Below are 21,441 nucleotides of genomic sequence, written 5' to 3'. Positions count from 1 at the left end.
TATGTAGGTAGTATTATAAAAAAAAATGCAGCTTATCCTACATTGTAGGTGAGCTGCATTTTTTTATTTGCACATTAGATTTATAAGAACAGTAAGAATATGATTTCAACAACGTGCTTTTGAGTTCATACCTCCGTTTCGAATCAACGACGGTAATACCCGATTCCTTTTGAGAGAAGCCACTTTTCCCTACGCCCTCTGCGATAGAATTCATATTCTCTTGCATCACACTCAACAAATTGGTAGTAGCAGATAATTTCTTAGCATATTGAAGCTAACGTAATATAAAAGCGTTCAATTGACGATAGATCTCAACAATATCATCCATTGGCATGCGAACAAGTCCGCTAGATGAAGGTGCCACGAATTCATGGATACCATCCACCACTGATTCTTCTTGAAATCCCCATTTCACCTTGGACCTCTGACTATATTGTGTGTAGACACCTTTGCCTACAAAACAAGCAATATCCGGACGATACTCTTTCAATTTAGCACGAAGAATTTCCCTTCCCTTATCATATTCCTCACGAGTAATATCATCTATTCCACGTGTAGGCCGCTCGACGATATTCGTAAAACCATACCCTAACTTAAGCAGATCATCATCTTCGAAAGCATCATATACCCGAGGTGTTATTTCTGCCTTATGTAGAATTCTCCAAAAATGATTACGTGGATTAGCATAATGGTGTCCGAGTTCCCCTGAACGAAGACTAGGATTAAAGCCAACAAATACAACGGAAAGTCCATAATCTAAATGATCAGGGATAGCCTGTATAATGATCTCTCCTCCCCTCTTTCATTTTAGTTAAATTTACTTTATATGATATTTATAATGATTATCCTTGCAAAGAAAGACGCCTTTCAGCGCCATCAATTTCTAAAATATACTCCACTTAAGCAAGGAAGCGCGGATACTCCCTTCGCTTATAGTGTTATCGGTGTAGAAGGTTATTATCTGAAATATTCAGCAACAAGCGGACAATTCCCGTACGATTCTAAAAAGAAGTCGTTACACCTCTCCATGTGATCGTCACATTTAATTTCCTTTATTATAACCACGGCTCATATTTTTGCCATAATAAATTTCGTCCATCTCTTCAACGATTCTTTCTGTGATCTTCTCCTGCTCTTGAGCACTTAATGTTTCTTTCGTATACCCGAATAAATAGTTATCTAAGTCGAATTCTTTAAGTTTACATTTAGTATGAAAAATATTTTCCTGATACACATTCACATCGATCATGTCATATAATCCCTGAACTTCCTCAGGAATATAATTCTGAATAGAATTAATATCATGATCAATAAACAGTTTGTGACCACTTATGTCTCTCGTGAAGCCCCGAACTCGATAATCAATCGTCATAATATCTGTATCAAAGGAATGAATTAAGTAATTAAGCGCTTTGAGTGGCGAAATTTCCCCGCATGTCGAGACATCGATATCCGCTCTGAAAGTACTAATTCCCTCATCGGGATGGTACTCAGGATACGTGTGAACCGTGATATGACTCTTATCTAACTGCATAACAACCGTACTTGGAAGCGGTCCTGGAGATTCATCAAATGATTCAGTCGGGACTTCTACCACCGGTCCCTCTGATACCAAGATGGTTACGCTTGCTCCTTGTGGCACATAGTCCTGTTTAGCAGTATTTAATACGTGCGCACCTATAATATCGGTTACCGTCTGTAGGATGGTCGTTAATCGATCCGAGTTATACTGTTCATCAATATACTCTATATAGGCTTCACGTTCTTCTTTTGTTTTGGTATAGCAAATATCATACATATTGAAGCTTAGCGATTTAGTAAGATTGTTAAACCCATGTAGTGTGATTCGTTGTTCTGGAGTTAGCTTTATCTTCATGTGTTATTTCCCCTTTATTAGTCCTTAATTCGAAACTTGTATCTCCTTAAGTCATAACCCATTATTACATAATCTATTCTCCTAGCGTGCCTTGGTGTATAAATACGTCTATACCCATTCTGAGGACTCAAAAAACACTTCAACAAGCTCAGGTCATTTTAAGTGCAGATGGTAGCGTACTTACCTTCTATGTTGGAGACATTGCAGACCTAACTACACTTCCTCAGAATAGTAACCCAACGATTAGCAAGGAAGAAGCCCGTAAGTTATACCTCTCCAACTTGAAGCTTCAATTGAAGTATAGTAATTTTGGAGGTTTTTGGTCTGGAAACGCTGAAATCCCAGAGAGTATTAAGCTGGTGTATGCACCACAATGGAGCGAATCGACACTAGGCAACGTTTGGCTAGATGCACAAAGCGGGAAATGGCGTACCACTTATTATGGACCGGTTAGCACAACTTCTAATCAAGCCAAAGATATACAGAATCACCCTTCTGAGAAATCACTTGTAGAGAACCTAAAACATGGCATATTAATACCTGATGAACAAGGGAATATTCAACCCGATGCTACCATAAAAGCAGGAGACTGGATGAACATGTCCACACGTGCAGTGAATCCGAACCTAGATTCCATGAATCGTGTAGGAGCAGAGACTCTAGGTGGACTCACTTCGACTAGCAGATCTTATAGGTAAGACAGATCGATTCATGAACCAGAATTCTCGTTATTAGTTTACGTTCTTAAGAGGATATCCCAACACCATTTAAATGGGCCGAGGGATATCCTCTTTGTTTATTATAGAAAGACTCAACATTATATTTCCCTATCGGGCCCTGCTAGTACAATTCTTCTGCGCTGCTTAGCTGAGCGTAAGCAAGCTTCAAGTAACCTTGTATTATTAATAGTATCTTCAGGTAGAAAACGCTGCGGTATCTCTCCAAACACACTACGAGCAAAGCTCTCCACTTGGTGGACGTATGCATTGGTTTCTTTCTCACTATATTGTCTAAGCTGACGCCCTGAATATAAATAATAGCCAGACTGTTCCTTGCCTGAGAAGACATGAGGAATTTCAAACCTTCCACGTGTCCCTACAATTTCAATGCATCTTCGTTCCTCTGCCCACAATCCGCAATCAAAGGTAAGTGATAATCCTCCCGCAAATTCAACAAGTCCTGAAGCCATCATATCCACTCCATCGTGTTCCTCGGAGAAGAATGCATTCACCATTACGGCTTCTGGCTCAAGTCCCGTGAAGAAACGAGCTGCACTAAGGGGATAACAACCCACATCATATAATGAACCGCCTCCCCAGTCTGAACGATAACGAATGTTATCTTTATCATCTGAATTGTTCAATGTGAAGGCACCACGTAAAGCACGAATTTCACCTATCCTTCCAGCCTTAATTAATCGTCGAACGTGTTCGAGCACCGGATGATAACGATACATTAAAGCTTCAGCAAGCTGAACGCCTGCTCTCTTACTTGCATCCACCATCTCCTCCGCTTCGTGAGTATTCATCGCCATTGGCTTCTCACACAACACATGTTTCCCTGCCTCAAGGGCACGAATAGTCCACTCCCTATGCAGGTGATTAGGAAGAGGAATATATACAGCGTCTATATCACTGTCCTGTAGCAACGCCTCATAACTACCGTATGCTGTAGGCACTACAAATTGCTTGGCCATGGCTTTACTTTTCTTTAAATCTCGACTGGCTACCGCCGCAATAATACCTGTAGATGATTGTTGAATTGCTGGCATGACACATTGCTCTGCAATACTCGCACAGCCTATGATACCCCACCGGAGTTTCTTCTTCACCACTTCTCGTTCCTCCCGTTGTTCGTATATCCTCGATACCGAAGCTTCATCTTCTAAAAGAATAATCTACTTAACAAGGCATAAACGAAAGATGGGTGTATGAAACAGGATAAATTTATACGATGTGCTAATTTAGCGGATAAACCTTTCTATCGGATAGGCTAATTTAAGTTTCTGGTTTTTTAATTTTTCCAAATCGTATCCGGTAAATGAATACATATAGTATAGGAATACATTCCACCAGTACGAGAAAAACAGACAGCTCATAAGAGTAAGTCGCCTTCTCATATACGTCTGTTTTATACGAATATTGAATGGCAAAAGTAGCCGCAGTAATTCCAAGAATGAAGCTTGTTGAGCGATAATCTTGCAATTTGGCAACCCGAGCCAAGCAAATCGACGCCACATATAACAAGAACGAACTTCGTATAAACATGGTGGTAGACCAAAATGCTATTAGAAATGGATCTAAGTTATCTAGAAAACCACCATAACGAGCAAGACGTATCACCTCTAACACTGGATATCGCAAATCCCCTCCTAAGTAAGGGCCGAAATTCAAAAGACACAGTAACCAAAATGTCATGACCATCACGATGACCAAGAACCCATATATCATTAAACTTCGAAGCGTTTTACGTCCGAAGATAGCTTGCGGAGCAAGAAATATTAGTAGAAACCATTCCGAGAACCACGAAAGTGTAGATAAAGAATCTACCGCTGCCTTTTTAAGATCATGATGAGTCCGGAGTGTAGTCAGCATATCGTAATGAGACCCACCGAACATGCTTGGAACAGTAATTAAAGAACTACCAACAATAAGGAGGAATATCCCTTCCGCCATATAAACAATAGTAGTTACCCCTGATCTAGCCGTTAGCGCAATACATATAGTCGTCAGAATAATGATAACCTGAATAGGCGTTTTCCCCATATACATAGTCCCAAAAAATATAGAAAAATTCTCAATATCAATCGAAATCAGGTAGATACATAATAAAACAACAAGAATCAGCACACATGAATGAAGCCATTTCCCCATGATTTTGGTTCCGAATTCAGTCCAGGATACCCCCGGTTCAATACTACCCAATTTGACGGTAAAGTATAATAAGATCAAACTAAGCAAATAACCACCAATAAGCGACATCCAGCCTTGGTAAGCACTCATTTTTAACAGATGGCCTATAAAGAACGCAAACGGTTCTGAAATTATGTATACAAAAGCAAATCGTGACAGTTGCCCCGTCGTGATCTTCAACATTTCACCCCCAAGTCATTTGAGTACATTGTTCACCCAACCAAAAAGGAACATAATGATTGTAATTGGACTTGGCCATTCTTCCTTAAAGTAAGCCATCATATTCCAAACTGATAACAGAATCATAATGCTCCACAATACCATTACTTCTCGCTTTTGCTTACTTTTTCTCCACCTCCACTCATACCAAAAAATTCCAATTAATATGATGATTAATAGCATGACTGCATCTCTCTTTTCCTTTACGGAGTATGGTCTATCGCCTCAGTACCATAATACTGAATATTGATATCTGTATCGATTGTATATCGGAGCTCGTTACGAACATAATCTCTCCAATGATCCTTATATTTGTCCCAGAGCTTGGGATGGTTCCATTCCAATTGATAACCGAGCTGAAGCACATCAGCGCCCTTCAATTTAGTTGTACTCAACCCGCTCTCGAATCTTTCATTAATCTCAACGTTTGCTGCCTGCTTGATCAGCTTCAAGGCTTCAATGTTCCGCATCTCTGGATGCATAGCGACGATTTCTCCTTTTGCTTTCAATTTGAAATGAAATACAAGTTCATCCGATATAACCTCAGGAATAATTGTGCTCTCCAAATTGGATAAACTTATACTTGCTCCCTTATCCTTTATAGAGAAGATTAAATGATCTAGATCGCCAAGTACCCATCCTAGCGCTTGTGATTCCTCTATATTTAACGAGCCCACCATTTTCATATTTCTTAGGATGGCACCACCCTTCACCCCAACCCAATCACTGATTTCCCCTTTTTCGCTAACCATTTCCATTTGACTCGAGATGAGATACGGAGTGAGAACATCTTGATGAGATCTATTAGCCATCTGAACATCCATAATCTGCGTTGCCAGCATGGTGTGCTGATTAGCAAAATGTCGTAATACCTCTGAAGGAGACTCTTCGAATACAGGCGTTAATTTTGTAACCTCCTTAGCTTTAGTCGAAGAAACCAAGAGATAGTTGCTCAGATGAAACAACGGCTCTCTTGAAACCCAATTCATTAAATCAGTAATCCCCTCTTTCGCATATTCCTGTCCGACTACTATGACACGTGAATGCCCCCAGGAAAGCTGCCGTGTTATATCAACTTGGATGGCCTCTAATGCGTCAGGAATCGTCTTGGCTGATTTAGTAATAAATGCATAAGGATAGCCTGCACTTCCTCCACTCCCTCCACTCCCTCCTCCAGATACTTGACCCGAAACCAGACGGTTAGAGAGAGGAGTGCCAACTGTTACCTCCACCTCTCCTGGGATTTTCGATTTATCAATATATAACCCCGTTACAAATGCACGTTCATTAATTTCTACCGTAGACCAACAACCGGTTAAGAATCCGATGCTCGAAGTAAACACTATCCATATAGAAACCTGACGCCACATCTTCCTCATTTGGACCGCATCCTCTTTTTGTTATCATCTACATAAGCTTGAGGTCTCTCCTTCATCCAGAACCATGGGGCTCGAACCAGTACATCTTTCATATCCTTGAACACAATAGGAGCAATCGGCTGCATGAAAGGCGTACCAAAAGAGCGGAGACCGACCATATGCCAATAGATCACATATAATGCTAAAACAATGCCAAATAATCCAAGTGTCCCCCCAAGAATCAACACGGGAAAACGAAGTAATCGAAATGTGAGACCCAGTTCGAAATGAGGGATAATAAATGAAGCTATCCCCGTGATAGATACAACAATAACCATCGGAGCTGAGATAATTCCAGCTTGTACAGCAGCCTGTCCGATCACAAGAGCTCCAATAATAGATACCGTCTGGCCTAAGGGCTTAGGAATACGAATTCCAGCTTCCCTTAGCGCCTCAAAGCTTAATTCCATCATCAATCCCTCCATCAAAGCAGGAAAGGGAATATTCTCACGAGCTGCCGCAATGGTAATCAATAAGTCTGTTGGAATAATCTCCGGATGAAAAGTAGTTACAGCAACATATACAGAAGGTAGTAAAAAAGAAACTACAGTAAAAAGAAGTCGAATCAACCGAATCCATGATGCCGAATAGAATCGTTGATAGTAATCTTCAGCAGATTGAAGCATGGAGAAAAAGGTCACGGGTACAATGAGAGAAAATGGCGTTCCATCTTGCATAATTCCAATTCTGCCTTCAAGTAGTGCAGCTGCTAATGTATCCGGTCTCTCACTATTCTGACATTGCGGAAACGGTGAAAATGGAGAGTCCTCCATCATTTCCACTAAATATTCTGTCCCCAGAGTGGCATCAATGGATATGCCTGCAAGCTTCGTACAGACTGCATCTAGTACCTCCTGTTTACAAATGCCCTCAATATAAGTTAAATAAACCGTAGTTTTGGTATATCGCCCAATGGTGAATCGCATTGTTTTTAGGTCAGGATGTTTAATTTTGTGACGTAACATGGATAAATTCACATTAATATTTTCATTAAATGCTTCTTGTGGCCCAATGACCACAATTTCATTCGTCGATTCCGAGATCGACCTTGTCTGAAAGTCCTCGATAGAAAACAAGCAGAAATAAGATAATCCTGAGCAGTATAGTACAGCGTGCCCTGACACGATAGCATTCGTAATTACCTTCACTTCAATTGACCTATTAAAAACCAAAGAAAAAAATGTCCCATTATCTATTCGCTCGATCACGGTCTGCTCTGATTGAACTTCTGAATCCTGTAGTAACGGGGTGATAACATATTCCAGCAATTCATGTTTCTTGACGATAGAATTGATATAAATTAATACAAATGAAGCTCCATCCACTATGAACGGCTGATAAATGACATCCATACTTCCACGCAAGTTATCCTTAATCTCTTCCAGTAATAGTTGTCCTGCTTCCAATGATGTCACCCCTTGTTGGAATTGTATGGATTCAATGGTAGTTTAATCACAATCGACATTTTTATTCGTCCTATTTATAGTCTCTTGTGAAATGTGGTTTTAAAGAATTCATTAATGACATGATAAAAAACCTCAGATCAAAGACATCGTCTTCGATCTGAGGCTTAAGGCATATCTATCCTCTATACTCTATCCCACTAAGCATGGTCCTGATCGGGATACACAACAATTCGATTCGTCATTCTTGCTCGGACAAGCAATGCTGATCCTATTAGCGCTGCTCCATTAATAATAAATATCCATTTTATAGGCATCCAAGTACCAAGCAGTCCCCCAATAATAGGTCCAGCCATAGTGGCCATCTGTGAGGCAGATTGGTTCAGACCAAAAGCTCTTCCCCGAAAGTTAGAATCTGTTACTTGCACAATCAAGGCATTGATTGTGGGATATACAGCTGCAAAGAACAAGCCATATACGAACCTCAACATCCCGAATTCGATATAACCACTTACAAAAAACTGCAAAATATTCCCGATACCTCCACCGATCAGGCCAATGAATAATACCTTAACATAACCAATTTTCCTACCCACTTTACCCCATTGTGGTGCCATAATAATCGTTGCAATCCCAACAGCTGAGAATACAATCCCCGAGCTAAGTGATGCACTATCTTTGGATATGCCCATATCCATAACATATACCGTAATCAATGGCTCCAGAATCATTATGGAGAATGTCGTGATGAATACCAGTCCCATCAGGGTCATGAAGGTAGGATTTGCAGCGGCCATCTTCAGATCATCACGAACATGGGAACGGACCGCCTTGCGATCGAAATTATGTTCTTTTGCAAAAAAAGTAGCTATTAAAGCTGAGAATAGCACAATTACACTTGAGAAAAGAAATGCATTTCGATTCCCATAATAGTGACTGACTACCCCACCAATAAGGGGCCCGATAATACTTCCTGTTGCTCCAGATGTAGACATAATCCCTAGCGCATAACCTGTCTTATCCTCTGGCGTATTCGTAGCCACCATGGCAATCGCAGCTGGAACGAATCCAGCAAGCAACCCCTGAAGAACTCTAACCACTAAGAACCAGTAGGGATCCGTCACAAAATAATTCACAAAATAAAGAGCTGCAAGACTAAATCCCGAACGAATAAGCATCGGTTTCCGCCCATACTTATCTGCAAGCGAGCCCCAATAAGGCGAGATCAGAGCACTCGCCAGAAAAGTAATACCGAAAGCAAATCCTGACCAAATCTCAATATTACTCTCTACCCCAAGATCGGTACTTAGAAAAATAGGTAAGAATGGTATTGAAATGGAGTACGCCGTACTACAAAAGAAAACCCCAATCCACAGCACAATTAAGTTACGCTTCCACGAGTAGTTCAATCTCCATCACGTCCTTTCGCGTCACAAATACCATTGTACGCCTAACCATTGTAAATCTCTAGGTTGAGTTGGTTAATCAAAAAAACAACAAATAAGGATGCCAAGAGCCTTAGTAGGACCCTGGACATCCATTTTATTGTCTTTATACTTCTACTCTTCTATCTAGCAATTTCACAATAATATACAAGAATATAACAGCACAGATCATCTCGAATATCATGGTTCCTGTGAATATATGATTCTGAGTAACATCAATTTGTAATGAATAAACTTGGAATGATTCCGTATCTTGATTGTTGAATATAAGAGACTCTATCCAAGATAATCCATTCCATACGAGTAAGAAAGCTACAATTCCAAACCAAAAGCTTCCTTTCATTCGGATGCTGTATGCGATCGTAATGGCTAAGAAGATCATAATGACTAGATAGATAATTGACCACAACCCACTAAGTAGAACGATACTAGTATCCGTCCAGCTCATCTTGACCATTTCCCATAGATTAGCTAATTGTGGAATCTTTGAAGAATAGATATATCCTTGTGTCCCTGCCCCAATCATTAAAACCAACAAGCAGCTCATACCCAAAAATATGGGTGACACAACCGTATGGAACGTATGCACAGGTAATAATCTGCGTTGATATGCTTTAATATTGTAGGTATATGTCTTAATCATCGTTACAAAAACAATGATTCCAGCTGTAAAATAAGCCATGATACTAAGGACTAGCCGAACCTCATTAATACCGATGAATAACATAATCGATAACTGCACGATCAATAAAATAGCAGCAATTCCAATGAGCATATTTGTATTACGCTTCAAATCATATTTCAATAGTTTCATCATTCTGCATACACCTCTTTAAACATGTCATCTACACTTTTTCCATATTTAATCCGCAAATTCTCTACTTCTTCTTGCATAACCACTTCTCCATTACGTATGAAGATGACCTCATCAAAGATTCGTTCAATATCACGGACGAGGTGAGTGGAGATGACCAAGCTACTATTCTCATTGTAGTATTGTACAATCGCATCCAAAATTTTACCACGAGCGACGGGGTCAACTCCCCCAATCGGCTCGTCAAGTAAATAAAGTCTAGCATCACGTGACAAAGCCAGTGTTAATTGTAGCCTTTCACTCATTCCTTTAGATAATATACCTACACGGTCTCCCTCGTTCAGTTTCATGAATTGAAGCATTTCACGTGCCTTTACTATATCGAAATCTTCATAGAAATCTTTATAAAAAGTAAGGGCATCTCGTACTTTCATCCAAGGCTCTGTCAAAGGACGATCTGGCATAAAGGAGACCACTCCCTTACTTCTCTGTCCTAAGGGCAGATCTACTATTGATGCAACTCCAGAAGTGGGCTGAACTAGACCCGCAGCAATCTTCATCAGCGTACTCTTGCCGCTCCCGTTACTTCCGAGTAGACCTACGATCTTCCCTGGCCCTATCTCAAGTGTTACATTCTTTAATGCATGTTTAGATCCATAAGTTTTGTTTACACCATTTAGTCGCAATAGACTATCCACGATTCACGCCCTCCTTATCTTGACTCTCGTCATTCTTCTTAACCGCATCAGCTACGATAGTTACAATATCGTTATCCTCAAATCCAAGCTCCTGCATTCCAATAATGAAGTGATTCAACAGATCTCCTGCCATTTCCCTCTTAATGATCATAATTTTGGACTCCTCACTTGTCACGAATCTCCCCAACCCGCGCCTAGTCTCGACAATTCCTTCTCGTTCGAGCTCTTGGAACGTTCTCTGAACAGTATTCGGATTAATTTGTAATTCGGCAGCTAGTTCACGAACTGAGAGAATTTTATCCCCAGCCTGAAGTATTCCTGTTACGATCTGTCTTTTGATATGATTCATAATCTGTAAGTAGATCGGTAAATTGTTATCGAATTCAATGCTCACAATGTAGTAACCTCCTTCTAAACTTAATGTATCTCTGTACTAGTTAAATAGTACACTATGACTGAATAAATGTAAAGCCTATATATCCAACATGAGAAGATTTCCCCCAGATTTATGCCTAATTACACAGAAAGAGACCCGCAGCAACGAGCTACGGGTCTAAAGTTTATATTATTATAGGGGTTAAGTTATATTATAAGCTTGGTTCATTAAAATACGATGAGAATTAGATTTCAATTTCATTACAGATCATTACAAATCAGTACAATATATGAACAGTAATAATTTCTCTTCTTTCATGCTATAATGTCCGTGAATGTATTGGAATAATAATACACGTTAGATGGTAAGATAGCATCCTAAGGAGAAGATTGGACTTGGAAATCAAATCAGATCATACAACCCACGACATTATTAATGTCTGCCTGCTTGTAGGAAAAATTATGCTCCAGAGTGGAGCAGAGACGTATCGTGTCGAAGATACAATGAATCGCATAGCATCTTCCCTCGGACTTCCACACTCACATAGCTATGTGACTCCAACAGGTATTGTTTTTCAAGCAGATGGTACTGAATCAGCTAGATTAATACGCATAGTTGAACGTACAACAGACCTCCAAAAAGTAGTGACGGCTAACGGTATTTCAAGACAACTAACCTCCGGTCAAATTTCAGTCCAAACAGCACACGAAATGCTCATGCAAGTTGATGTTGAGACTCATGCCTTTCCAATATGGGTTCAGATTATAGCAGCTTCGATAGCAAGCGGTTGCTTTGCAATCATGTTCCAAGGCGGGTGGCGCGACTTTGGTCCAGCTATTCTTTGTGGGGGATTGGGTTATTCGACTTTAATTTATTTACATCGCTTAGTAAAGGTTAAATTTTTCGCTGAATTAATGAGTTCATTCCTAATTGGGGTTCTCTCACTCCTCTTGGTTAACATAGGCTTCGGTCAAGCACTCGATAAAATTATTATAGGTTCCGTCATGCCACTTGTTCCGGGACTCCTGATTACCAATGCAGTCAGAGATTTAATGGCAGGTCATCTCGTCTCAGGATTATCGCGAGGAGCAGAAGCATTTCTAACGGCTTTCGCCATTGGAACAGGAATTGCCGTTGTTCTCACTATTTTTTAATTGAAAGAGGTTCCCGTCATGATTGAACAGCTAGTCACTAGTTTCATTGCTTCCGCAGCCTTCAGCATACTTTTTAATGCACCCAAAAAATCTCTCATTCAATGCGGTCTTGTGGGCATGCTTAGCTGGCTAGTCTATTACACTCTAATTCTAAACAACGTAGACAGTGTATTCTCAACGCTAGCAGCAACCGTCATCGTAGGCGTGATCAGCCAGCTATTTGCGAAGCTATATAAAATGCCTGTCATTATTTTCAGCGTATCAGGTATCATTCCCTTGGTACCAGGTGGTCTAGCTTATGATGCTACGCGTAGATTTGTAGAGAATGATTACAATACTGCCGTGCAATTGGCTGCTCAGGCCTTTCTCATTTCTGGATCAGTTGCAGTCGGCCTAGTATTATCAGAAGTATTAAACCAAATGGTGCGGAGAAAAGGCACAGCTTAAACAAAAACCAGTCAAAACACGTAAACAAAGTGTTTGACTGGTTTTTTGTTCTGTTTGCACGATCATTTACCGATAAGTGATAAAAAAATAGCTCCTGACGCATGACGCATACAGAAACCATCTTTAATATCTTAGTCTTGGGTATTTCCTGTCATTTCTTATTTCATCTAAAATTAGATTAACCCATAAGGTAAGCACAGTGGCTGACCTGTTCGTGGATCATAAATGATATCACTTTTGACACCATAGAGATCTTCCAGAACTTCTGGTCTCATGACCTCAAGCGGAGTTCCCGTCTTAATAACAGTCCCTTTCTTAATAGCAACAATATGCTGAGCATACCGGCTAGCATGGTTCAGGTCATGAACAACCATCACAATTGTTCTCTTCTGCTCTTCGTTCAGTTTTTGTAGTAAACTCAATACTTCAAGCTGATGTGCCATATCTAAGAAAGTCGTAGGTTCATCTAAGAATAAAATATTATCGTGGACTTACCCGAACCGTTCGCACCTACTAGAGCCGTAATTTTTCCAGTAGGAATGTCTAAATGCAGTTGATTCACAATCAAATGTTGGTCATAAGCTATGTCTAAGGCTTCTGTTACAATCACACTGTTCACTTCCTCTCGGTTATTAAGCAGCTAACAATCATTATGGTTTAGAGCACTTATTTCACTCTTATGTAATTATGAGATATTGATAATCATTATCATTTACTATTTTAACAGGTGATCTCGATAGTGTTCATCATTAAATTATGAACTAACAGAACTCGTTAGATTGAACCCCTCTTTCACTTTTCCGCTATCTCTTAATTTTTCATAATAACTATTTCAAGCTGATTAAATCTATTAAAAAAATCACCTTTCTTGTATAGCTAACTGTTGATTTTGATAGTAGTCCAAGATATCCAACACTTCCTATCATATTATAAGTCCAAGGAGGTGAATATATTATGACAATCCAATTTGTAGATTTAAGAATATCCAACCAAGCTAGTTCTGATACAACTCCTGTTATAATCCCTTTAGCAGCTACTCCCCATGTTTTCGGAGATATCGGAATCCAAACCGCTGGAGTTTTACCAGAAAATCAGAGTAACGTCCGTGTGGTCTTAACGGGATATGTAAAAACGGAAAATAACCCGCTATTTAATACCAACACGATTCGTGTTCGCAGAGACGGGACAATTATTTTCACAACAAATTTTGGCGTTGCTATCAGTAGAGAAAATGAAGCTTTTGGTTTTTCTGCAGTTGATTTCCCACCAGCAGTAGCCGTTGCATCAGGACAAATCCAATATACAGCCGAGATTTTCACAAACGCAGCTACCACAGATCAATATAATAACATGCAGGCAAGAAACTTTAGTGGGATTGCAGGAGCAGGTAACTTCACAGGCTAAGGAATATATACAAAGCGTGATGAAGATCGCGGATGTTCCTGAACTAAGACCCATAAGAAGCACACTTTGAAGAATGTGCCTTCATATGGGTCATTTTTGTTTTAACCAAGTTAATACAAAAATGAGTGGAGGACATCTTGCGGTACTCCTCTCAAAAACAACTCAAAATTCTAGAAGTAAAACAAATAATAAAAAAAGACCCCTTCTCTACAGCTAGCGTAGGTGAAGTGCACCCCTTAAAATAGACATTGGAAAAACCCCCTGGGTATGCCGATGAAATTTAAGGGGTGTATTTTTATGGCAATCAAAGGGCAAAAGTTAAAAACGTATTCAGAAGAGACAAAATTAGAGGCAGTTCGCTTGCATACAGAGGAAAAGTGGACGTACCGAAAGATTACGGAACATCTGGAGATTCAGGATAAAGACCGGGTTAAATGTTGGATGAGGAAATATCGGGAGCAAGGAGAGTTCGGTCTGCTGGATCAGCGGGGACGTCGTAAGGAATATATAGATCAGGATCGATATGTTCATCAGCTGAAACGGGAGAACGAGATGCTAAAAAGTGTTTGGAAATCTGGAAACAGGAGGAATCACTCAGAAATACAACATCATAAGGGAAGCAGCAGAGCAGTACAGTATTACTGGACTCTGTAAGTTGTTTAGCGTCTCCAGAAGTGGATATTACGCATATGCTAAACGCCAGGTCCAAGATCAGAATGCAGAGGACAAAGTATTGATTAGACAAGTCTACAAGCGCTATGACAGAATTTATGGTTACCGGCAAATCCAACTATTTTTACTGCAAGATCACGGTGTATGGATGAATCATAAGAAGGTATACAGGCTTATGCAGATTATTGGGATTCGTTCGCAGATTCGTCGTAAACATCGTTGCAATTATATCTCTTCGGTAGGTAGGTGGGCGGGTCTCTCAAAATGTATTGAAGCGCGATTTCCATGCAGAACATCCCAATCAAAAGTGGGTAACCGATGTGACCCAGTACCGTGTAGGAGATACTTGGCTGTATCTCTCAGCGATTAAAGACCTATTCAATAACGAGATTGTAGCCTACCAAATGAGCAAGCGCAACGATAACCAGCTCGTTCTACAGACCTTTTCGAAAGCCTTTAAAAAGATAAAGGACGTGTCTGGATTAGTCGTGCATAGCGACCAGGGATTCCAGTACACGTCCTACGATTACCACGACATGCTGCCAAAGGTTGGCGCCCAAATCAGCATGTCTCGTCGAGGCAATTGTTATGACAATGCCTCAATGGAGAGTTTCTTCTCGCATCTCAAAACGGAAGGACTCTATCCTTATAATATCCGAAATGTGGATGAGGCACAAAGAAGAATTGAACGATTTATCCAGTTTTATAACGAAAGCCGTCCGCAGCGAAAATTAAAAAAACTGACGCCGGTTCAGTACCGACACCAGTTTACTGCTTAGGTGTTTTTTCAATTGTCTACTAAATGGGGTCTTGACCAGTATTTGACTGGTTTTTTGTTCTGTTTGCACGATCATTTACCGATAAACGATAAAAAAGATAGCTCCTGACGCATACAGTAACCATCTTTAATAGCTTAATCTAGGGTATTTCCTGTCATTTCTTATTTCATCTAAAATTAGATTAACCCATAAGGTAAGCACAATGGCTGACCTGTTCGTGGATCATAAATGATATCACTTTTGACACCATAGACATCTTCCAGAACTTCTGGTCTCATGACCTCAAGCGGAGTTCCCGTCTTAATAACAGTCCCTTTCTTAATAGCAACAATATGCTGAGCATACCGGCTTGCATGGTTCAGGTCATGAACAACCATCACAATTGTTCTCTTCTGCTCTTCGTTCAGTTTTTGTAGTAAACTCAATACTTCAAGCTGATGTGCCATATCTAAGAAAGTCGTAGGTTCATCTAGGAATAAAATATTCGTTTCTTGTGCAAGCGCCATTGCAATCCACGCACGCTGACGCTGCCCACCCGATAATTGATCTACAGGTCGATCAGAGAACTCACTCACTCCAGTCATTTCAATGGCCCAAGCAATAACTTCTCTATCCTTCGTACTTAGAGAAGAACCCATTCCTTTCCGATGTGGAAAACGTCCGTACTGAACCAACTCTTGAACAGTAAGCCCTTCTGGTGCCGTTGGATTCTGGGGAAGAATAGCTAATTGTTTAGCTACATCTTGTGTTTTTTGCTCGTGAATAGATCTACCATCCAAATACACAACACCGCTCTTAGGCTTCATCAGTCTAGCAATCGTTTTAAGTATCGTGGACTTACCCGAACCGTTCGCACCTACTAGAGCCGTAATTTTTCCAGTAGGAATGTCTAAATGCAGTTGATTCACAATCAAATGTTGGTCATAAGCTATGTCTAAGGCTTCTGTTACAATCACACTGTTCACTTCCTCTCGGTTATTAAGCAGCTAACAATCATTATGGCTTAGAGCACTTATTTCACTCTTATGTAATTATGAGATATTGATAATCATTATCAGTTACTATTTTAACAGGTGATCATGATAGTGTCCATCATTAAATTATGAACATTTATAGATATCTGTCCAATTTCCCTCTCTAAATAACATTAAAAGCTACCCCATGTTTTTTCATCTTAAATAGATTGATGATTTTACATTCTTTCGATAAACCCTGATATAATTTTAACAACTGTTCCAAAAATAAATTTATACTTCAGGAGGAATATCATTGGCATTTCCCGCTTCGCAACTACATGAGTATCTTGAGAAATATGTTTCTTTTTTAATTATTGAGAAAAACTTGTCCTCCAAATCTATTAAAGCTTATCTCTCTGACTTGAGCAGGCTTCACAACTGGCTAACAGAGAACAATATTGAAACTATAACCAGTGACAGCCTTCACCACTATTTCCATAGCTTCAATGGTTCCAGCCCACTTAAAGATTCTACAATTAAAAGAAAATACATATCAATCAAGGCCTTTTTTTTATTTTTGGTTCAAAAGAATTGGATTGAGCAATCCCCTCTTCATAATTTCGGAAAGAAATTTAAAACAACAAAGAGAATTCCAAAAACACTGACAATAGAAGAAATAGAGCGATTGCTTCATTCGCCTCAAATGGATCGGAACAAACTGACCACTCCATTTCACACTCGCTTATCGATTCGGAACGATGCCATCATTGATTTATTATTCTCAACTGGAATACGAATTGGAGAGCTCGCACAAATTCATCTACAGGATATCGATCTAAAGAACAAAGTTGTTGTTATTTTTGGAAAGGGGCGTAAAGAGAGGTTACTATATTTATCCAGCACTGAGGTTGTCAATAAACTTAATAACTGGATCGAGGTTAGAGAGCTTTTTGAGCCAAAGATCGATACTTTATTTCTGAACAAGTATGGCCAAGCCTTATCCATATATGGGATTGAAGATATTTTTACCAAATACAGGAAACTCGCTAATATTAATGAAAAGGCCACTCCCCACTATTTGCGTCATTCTTTTGCAACACAGCTTCTTGAGAACGGGGCCGATCTTCGCTCCGTCCAGGAAATATTGGGTCATTCCAGCGTAAGTACTACAGAAATCTACACAGAAGTTTCCGTAAAAAGAAAACGAGATGTCCTTTCCCAATTTAATCCCCGTAACCGGCTGGAGACCTCCTAATAACTATGAATTATTTGGAGGTGTTATTTATGGATGATATCAGAATTCTTGTTGAACAATTAAAGCTGCAAGTTCCCGAAATACAAAATAAATATCAAATTGCTCTGTTAACCAATTCTCGCTCACAAACGAGAATGATCAATGGTCAAAAAATGGAATTCTCCGATTATAACGAATTTTTCTCGGATCAGGAATACTCGGAGATATATAATGGTATCCAGGCAGCAGGTTTCTATGTCAATTCCTTTTTTAATGAAATTAATTTCATAGCAAAAATACTTGAAGAATCTTACTATAAAAACAACAAATTGGTCTATAATCTATCACGAAATGGAAAGCATGTAGGAAAAAAGTCTTTGATTCCATCCTTTTGTGATTTGATGGCGATTCCCTATACAGGATCTAATGCTTTAATCACCTCTTTCTGTCGGGCCAAATACATGTATACAAAATATCTGGAAGCACATAAGATCAACACACCAAAAACTTGGGTATTTTCGGGAAATAATAGATGGATTAATCAAGAAAAACCAACTTTTGGGACAAAAGTAGTCATTAAACCCATGCATGAATCAGCGAGTATTGGTCTTGATATGAATTCAATTTTTATTTTTGATGAGAACACGCTATTAATACTTGAGGGTCTTTATTCACCAACAAATAGACCTATTCTATTACAACAATTTATTGAGGGTTACGAATGTGAGGTTCCCTTGTTTGTATCTGATGATGATATCCATGCCATGGAACCGGTAGGCATCTCAATAGATGGAAACAACAAATTAAAATCCGATATCCTGACATACGAACATTCTTTCCATGACCAATACGAGTTTTATTCATTATCTGATGAGCTACGGGTCAGTACAACTAAGCATGTTAAAAATATTGCAATTCAAGTGGCCCAATTGACCAATCTGACTAACTACGGCAGAATAGATTTCAGAATTGACTATAATGGGATTCCCTATTTAATAGACATCGCAACCTCACCATATACGACAAGCCATAGTTCATTTGCATATTCATTCAGCAGACTTCAACTCGCCTATGAAGACATATATTCCACAATTATTAGTCTAGTATATAAACATTCCGAGTTTAAATAGATGTAAATTGCAAATCCGAAAATAAAAATAGACGACAGTAGAAACCTCCAGCATCATCCAGAGGATTGGAGTGTTCATAGACCCATTTATCCAGTTGATCAGGTCTCATACAAATTTTATTATTAACTAATAAACTTAAAGCATAATTACGCTTTTGAATTAAATCTTCATTTTTTTTGTGAAAGTTTGGGAAATTATCTTCTATTTGGTTTAGGTATTTCGCAGCTTCTTTCCACGACTGCTGCAGAATACTCATTGATAGATTTATGTTTGAAATATGATAACGATAGAAGCTATCTTCATTACCCTTTAAAATTTTATTTAAATGATTGTCAAGCATATCGTGACTTGAGTCATAATCTCCTTTTATGACATATAGATTGATCAAGTTTATGTAGAGGATAGCATTACTCTCACAGGAAACATCAGAAATTTCTTTTTCGAATTCAGCTATCGCATACGATATCGATTTCTCATCAAAAACTTGTGTTTCCCTATATTTTTTCAAGAAAGTTGCAAGAATCAAATTGTTAAAAACCTTATCTTGAGATGGAAATTGAAGAATGGGATGTTCTGCTACTAACTCTAGACACTTCTGCAATCCGGATATCGAATTATCATACTCTCCAACTACAAGCAAATTTCCAGAATGATTGCAGAGCGCCAAGTAATACTGTAAATAATCCTTTCTGTCTTCAAAAAAGACAACACTATCAGCCGTATAATGTCTGGATACTGCTGCGTTTTTAAAAACACTAGCTTTACGGGAAATGATCTTGCTCATATATTCAAATAGTTTATTTTTATAATTCATATTAATGAAGGCAAGTAACTCGTTAACAATGTTTTCACTCTGATGAAAATCATCAAGTTTGTTGGAATAAGTTGAAAACAATGTGAATGCGATCTTACACCATTGTTCTTTTTCATGCCACTTTAGTTCAAGCAAAATGTCGTGAAGTTCTCCGGCTAAGCGTCTGACATTCTTAGTATTCATATTTAGCATTAAAGCAATCACTAGTCGCATCCGTTTTATTTCTGACATCAAAAGCATCGGTCCAGTTAAGGACGCTTGATCTAACTCTTTGTTAGCTTCGTCATATTTCTCTTGAAAATATAACCCATACGCATTTTTCAAATGTAAAAAATTATTATATTGTGTCCTTACTCCATGAATATGCATACAACTATCTACTTTTTCTTTGATCAATATTTCGATCCTTTTAGATTCGGCATCTTCAGTAGAGCTTTCAATATTTCGACAATAAGCTAACGTAAATAATTCTATAATCTCAAAGCTAAACTCATTATTATGATCTCCAGAAGATAAATAGTAGGCTCTACCCACATAATTTTCAGGCTCTTGTTCCTTTAAATATTTCGCATATTCTATTTTGAATTTGAAGTTATTACCGCTCATTTTTAATTTTTCATAGAATAATTGTTGAATAAAAACATTTGAAAAGATGAAGTGGTTACTCTCTTTAAGTATGGTGCCTTCACAAGATTCTTTAAGTAAAGCATCGATATCAGTGCTTTCTCCGAGAAGATATTTTATTTGCTCCGCTTTAAAATCTCCACTGATAATAGATGAGGCCTGCAAAACATTAGAGAGAATTTTTTTATTTTCACCAAACCTGTCCAATCTATACTCAAGCATTTTCAAGACATCTATTAAACTTGAATCGGTTGATAGTTTCCCCTGTTTCGAATAAAAATATCCCTCAATAAAAAGTTTGATAATTTCCAGATGACCACCTGTAATAGACATGATGATATCTAATTCTTCTTCACTTATTTTCAAATCCTTATATCCTAATAAATAAAGTAATTCGCGCAATTCTGATTTTCCCGGAAGAGAGAATGTTAATTCCATGCCTTCGAAATACAGTGTCTTGAGATCAATATACTCAGACAGTTGTTTTGTATCATCATCTGTGACCAGTAATATTTTCACGCTTTTATTACCAAGCAGTTTCTTCTGGTAATTCTTAAGTGTCATCAAAAAACTTTGAGAGGCCGTATCCCAATATTGGAAGCTGTCTGCTACAATTAAAATATTGGAAGTTGTCTTTTTTCTCAACTCTCCAATCACAAAGTTCACCTTGGGATCGAATTCAGGTTTTTTTTGAAAAACTCCTGCGATACCTAAATTGAAAAGTTCTGCAATTTTAAACCCAAAATTGAGGTTAAAGCCGGATAATTCATGTTTTGGCCGATTTATTCCTTCAGCAAGCGTAATAGTCGCATAAGCTTCCACAGGATTTTTCTTGCCCTCTATGTAATAAACCGACCAATCTTCAAATTTCGAAATTACAAATTGGACATATTCTTTTACTAGGGTCGTTTTCCCACCCCCGGCTGGCCCATGTAAATGAACAATCGTATTGTCATTATCAAAAGCCTGTTCTATTTTGCTTAAAACCGTTAACTGTCGTCCCGATAGCAACTAAACACCTCCAAATAATTCATAGTTATTAGGTCATAAGAGAATTGATTTGAAG

The 21,441-nt window shown here is 38.7% G+C and carries 22 protein-coding genes and 2 pseudogenes; 9 read left to right on the top strand and 15 right to left on the bottom strand.

Annotated features, from left to right (window positions below; translation table 11 throughout):
- Positions 1-274 precede the first annotated feature (274 nt).
- Entirely contained in the window at positions 275-781 is a 507-nt protein-coding gene (locus UB51_RS01435) for a mismatch-specific DNA-glycosylase (protein ID WP_044875753.1), read from the bottom strand.
- Between the two features lie 261 nt (positions 782-1,042).
- Positions 1,043-1,870 carry an adenosylmethionine decarboxylase gene (gene speD / locus UB51_RS01430; RefSeq protein ID WP_044879821.1) on the bottom strand — a complete coding sequence of 276 codons (828 nt, stop codon included), beginning with the start codon at positions 1,868-1,870 and terminating at the stop codon, positions 1,043-1,045.
- A gap of 92 nt (positions 1,871-1,962) precedes the next feature.
- On the opposite strand from speD, the gene UB51_RS01425 reads away from it, so the two are divergent.
- A complete protein-coding gene (locus tag UB51_RS01425; RefSeq protein WP_144406931.1) occupies positions 1,963-2,574 on the top strand; it encodes a hypothetical protein in 612 nt (203 codons plus the stop codon).
- A 119-nt stretch (positions 2,575-2,693) separates the two neighbouring features.
- Here the strand turns inward: UB51_RS01425 and UB51_RS01420 are convergent, their stop codons facing one another.
- The 9 genes from UB51_RS01420 to UB51_RS01380 form a co-directional block, all read right to left on the bottom strand.
- Entirely contained in the window at positions 2,694-3,710 is a 1,017-nt protein-coding gene (locus UB51_RS01420) for a Gfo/Idh/MocA family protein (RefSeq protein WP_044875751.1), read from the bottom strand.
- 163 nt (positions 3,711-3,873) lie between these two features.
- A complete protein-coding gene (locus UB51_RS01415) occupies positions 3,874-4,971 on the bottom strand; it encodes a GerAB/ArcD/ProY family transporter (RefSeq protein WP_082062984.1) in 1,098 nt (365 codons plus the stop codon).
- A 12-nt stretch (positions 4,972-4,983) separates the two neighbouring features.
- Complete coding sequence (locus tag UB51_RS01410) at positions 4,984-5,190, bottom strand: hypothetical protein (RefSeq protein WP_044875749.1); 207 nt, start codon at positions 5,188-5,190, stop codon at positions 4,984-4,986.
- 20 nt (positions 5,191-5,210) lie between these two features.
- Positions 5,211-6,386 carry a Ger(x)C family spore germination protein gene (locus UB51_RS01405; RefSeq protein ID WP_044875748.1) on the bottom strand — a complete coding sequence of 392 codons (1,176 nt, stop codon included), beginning with the start codon at positions 6,384-6,386 and terminating at the stop codon, positions 5,211-5,213.
- Positions 6,383-7,831: a spore germination protein gene (locus UB51_RS01400; protein ID WP_044875747.1), complete on the bottom strand. Its 1,449-nt coding sequence runs from the start codon at positions 7,829-7,831 to the stop codon at positions 6,383-6,385. The genes UB51_RS01405 and UB51_RS01400 overlap by 4 nt, the downstream gene beginning before the upstream one ends.
- A 197-nt stretch (positions 7,832-8,028) precedes the next feature.
- Positions 8,029-9,237, bottom strand: coding sequence for an MFS transporter (locus tag UB51_RS01395; protein ID WP_044875746.1), 1,209 nt, complete (start codon positions 9,235-9,237; stop codon positions 8,029-8,031).
- Positions 9,238-9,379: 142 nt separating this feature from the next.
- Positions 9,380-10,090 (bottom strand): hypothetical protein, encoded by a 711-nt coding sequence (locus tag UB51_RS01390; RefSeq protein WP_044875745.1) that lies wholly within the window; start codon positions 10,088-10,090, stop codon positions 9,380-9,382.
- Complete coding sequence (locus tag UB51_RS01385) at positions 10,087-10,785, bottom strand: ABC transporter ATP-binding protein (protein ID WP_199924977.1); 699 nt, start codon at positions 10,783-10,785, stop codon at positions 10,087-10,089. The genes UB51_RS01390 and UB51_RS01385 overlap by 4 nt, the downstream gene beginning before the upstream one ends.
- Complete coding sequence (locus UB51_RS01380) at positions 10,778-11,179, bottom strand: GntR family transcriptional regulator (protein ID WP_044875743.1); 402 nt, start codon at positions 11,177-11,179, stop codon at positions 10,778-10,780. The genes UB51_RS01385 and UB51_RS01380 overlap by 8 nt, the downstream gene beginning before the upstream one ends.
- A 377-nt stretch (positions 11,180-11,556) precedes the next feature.
- On the opposite strand from UB51_RS01380, the gene UB51_RS01375 reads away from it, so the two are divergent.
- Both UB51_RS01375 and UB51_RS01370 read left to right on the top strand, forming a co-directional pair.
- Positions 11,557-12,315 carry a threonine/serine exporter family protein gene (locus UB51_RS01375; protein ID WP_082062982.1) on the top strand — a complete coding sequence of 253 codons (759 nt, stop codon included), beginning with the start codon at positions 11,557-11,559 and terminating at the stop codon, positions 12,313-12,315.
- A gap of 18 nt (positions 12,316-12,333) precedes the next feature.
- Entirely contained in the window at positions 12,334-12,762 is a 429-nt protein-coding gene (locus UB51_RS01370; RefSeq protein ID WP_044875742.1) for a threonine/serine exporter family protein, read from the top strand.
- A 173-nt stretch (positions 12,763-12,935) separates the two neighbouring features.
- Here the strand turns inward: UB51_RS01370 and fecE are convergent.
- Positions 12,936-13,244 (bottom strand): annotated as a pseudogene (fecE, locus tag UB51_RS26765) (Fe(3+) dicitrate ABC transporter ATP-binding protein FecE); the annotation flags it as partial.
- On the bottom strand, positions 13,229-13,324 hold the full coding sequence (locus tag UB51_RS29530) for an ATP-binding cassette domain-containing protein (protein ID WP_445322362.1): 96 nt from the start codon (positions 13,322-13,324) through the stop codon (positions 13,229-13,231). The gene UB51_RS29530 and the pseudogene fecE, both read right to left, overlap by 16 nt.
- A 392-nt stretch (positions 13,325-13,716) precedes the next feature.
- Between UB51_RS29530 and UB51_RS01360 the strand changes: the two genes are divergently transcribed.
- From UB51_RS01360 to UB51_RS01350, 4 genes and pseudogenes are all read left to right on the top strand, one after another.
- Positions 13,717-14,166 carry a hypothetical protein gene (locus tag UB51_RS01360; RefSeq protein ID WP_044875741.1) on the top strand — a complete coding sequence of 150 codons (450 nt, stop codon included), beginning with the start codon at positions 13,717-13,719 and terminating at the stop codon, positions 14,164-14,166.
- A gap of 297 nt (positions 14,167-14,463) precedes the next feature.
- Entirely contained in the window at positions 14,464-14,820 is a 357-nt protein-coding gene (locus tag UB51_RS01355; protein WP_234405523.1) for a helix-turn-helix domain-containing protein, read from the top strand.
- Positions 14,729-15,208, top strand: coding sequence for an IS3 family transposase (locus UB51_RS29525; RefSeq protein ID WP_144406930.1), 480 nt, complete (start codon positions 14,729-14,731; stop codon positions 15,206-15,208). Before UB51_RS01355 ends, UB51_RS29525 begins: the two co-directional genes overlap by 92 nt.
- A pseudogene (locus tag UB51_RS01350) lies at positions 15,102-15,617 on the top strand (IS3 family transposase); the annotation flags it as partial. The gene UB51_RS29525 and the pseudogene UB51_RS01350, both read left to right, overlap by 107 nt.
- Before the next feature lie 176 nt (positions 15,618-15,793).
- Here UB51_RS01350 and UB51_RS01345 read toward each other — a convergent pair.
- Entirely contained in the window at positions 15,794-16,582 is a 789-nt protein-coding gene (locus UB51_RS01345) for an ABC transporter ATP-binding protein (protein ID WP_082062981.1), read from the bottom strand.
- Positions 16,583-16,886: 304 nt separating this feature from the next.
- Between UB51_RS01345 and UB51_RS01340 the strand changes: the two genes are divergently transcribed.
- Entirely contained in the window at positions 16,887-17,828 is a 942-nt protein-coding gene (locus UB51_RS01340) for a tyrosine-type recombinase/integrase (RefSeq protein WP_044875739.1), read from the top strand.
- A gap of 29 nt (positions 17,829-17,857) precedes the next feature.
- Complete coding sequence (locus UB51_RS26140; protein ID WP_052675724.1) at positions 17,858-18,937, top strand: D-alanine--D-alanine ligase family protein; 1,080 nt, start codon at positions 17,858-17,860, stop codon at positions 18,935-18,937.
- On the opposite strand, the gene UB51_RS01330 is transcribed toward UB51_RS26140, so the two are convergent.
- Positions 18,930-21,386, bottom strand: coding sequence for a P-loop NTPase family protein (locus tag UB51_RS01330; protein WP_044875738.1), 2,457 nt, complete (start codon positions 21,384-21,386; stop codon positions 18,930-18,932). The genes UB51_RS26140 and UB51_RS01330 overlap by 8 nt on opposite strands.
- Positions 21,387-21,441 lie beyond the last annotated feature (55 nt).

Source organism: Paenibacillus sp. IHBB 10380 (assembly GCF_000949425.1).
Taxonomy (GTDB): domain Bacteria; phylum Bacillota; class Bacilli; order Paenibacillales; family Paenibacillaceae; genus Paenibacillus_AQ.
The sequence above is the reverse complement of the archived record's forward strand: the minus strand, read 5'-3'. Positions and strand labels throughout refer to the sequence as shown.

Excerpts from the sequence above, each read along its gene's own strand:
- UB51_RS01415 (WP_082062984.1), bottom strand. The coding sequence starts at position 4,971 with ATGTTGAAGATCACGACGGGGCAACTGTCACGATTTGCTTTTGTATAC.
- UB51_RS01410 (WP_044875749.1), bottom strand. The coding sequence starts at position 5,190 with ATGCTATTAATCATCATATTAATTGGAATTTTTTGGTATGAGTGGAGG.
- UB51_RS01405 (WP_044875748.1), bottom strand. The coding sequence starts at position 6,386 with ATGAGGAAGATGTGGCGTCAGGTTTCTATATGGATAGTGTTTACTTCG.
- UB51_RS01390 (WP_044875745.1), bottom strand. The coding sequence starts at position 10,090 with ATGATGAAACTATTGAAATATGATTTGAAGCGTAATACAAATATGCTC.
- UB51_RS01370 (WP_044875742.1), top strand. The coding sequence starts at position 12,334 with ATGATTGAACAGCTAGTCACTAGTTTCATTGCTTCCGCAGCCTTCAGC.
- UB51_RS01360 (WP_044875741.1), top strand. The coding sequence starts at position 13,717 with ATGACAATCCAATTTGTAGATTTAAGAATATCCAACCAAGCTAGTTCT.
- UB51_RS01355 (WP_234405523.1), top strand. The coding sequence starts at position 14,464 with ATGGCAATCAAAGGGCAAAAGTTAAAAACGTATTCAGAAGAGACAAAA.
- UB51_RS26140 (WP_052675724.1), top strand. The coding sequence starts at position 17,858 with ATGGATGATATCAGAATTCTTGTTGAACAATTAAAGCTGCAAGTTCCC.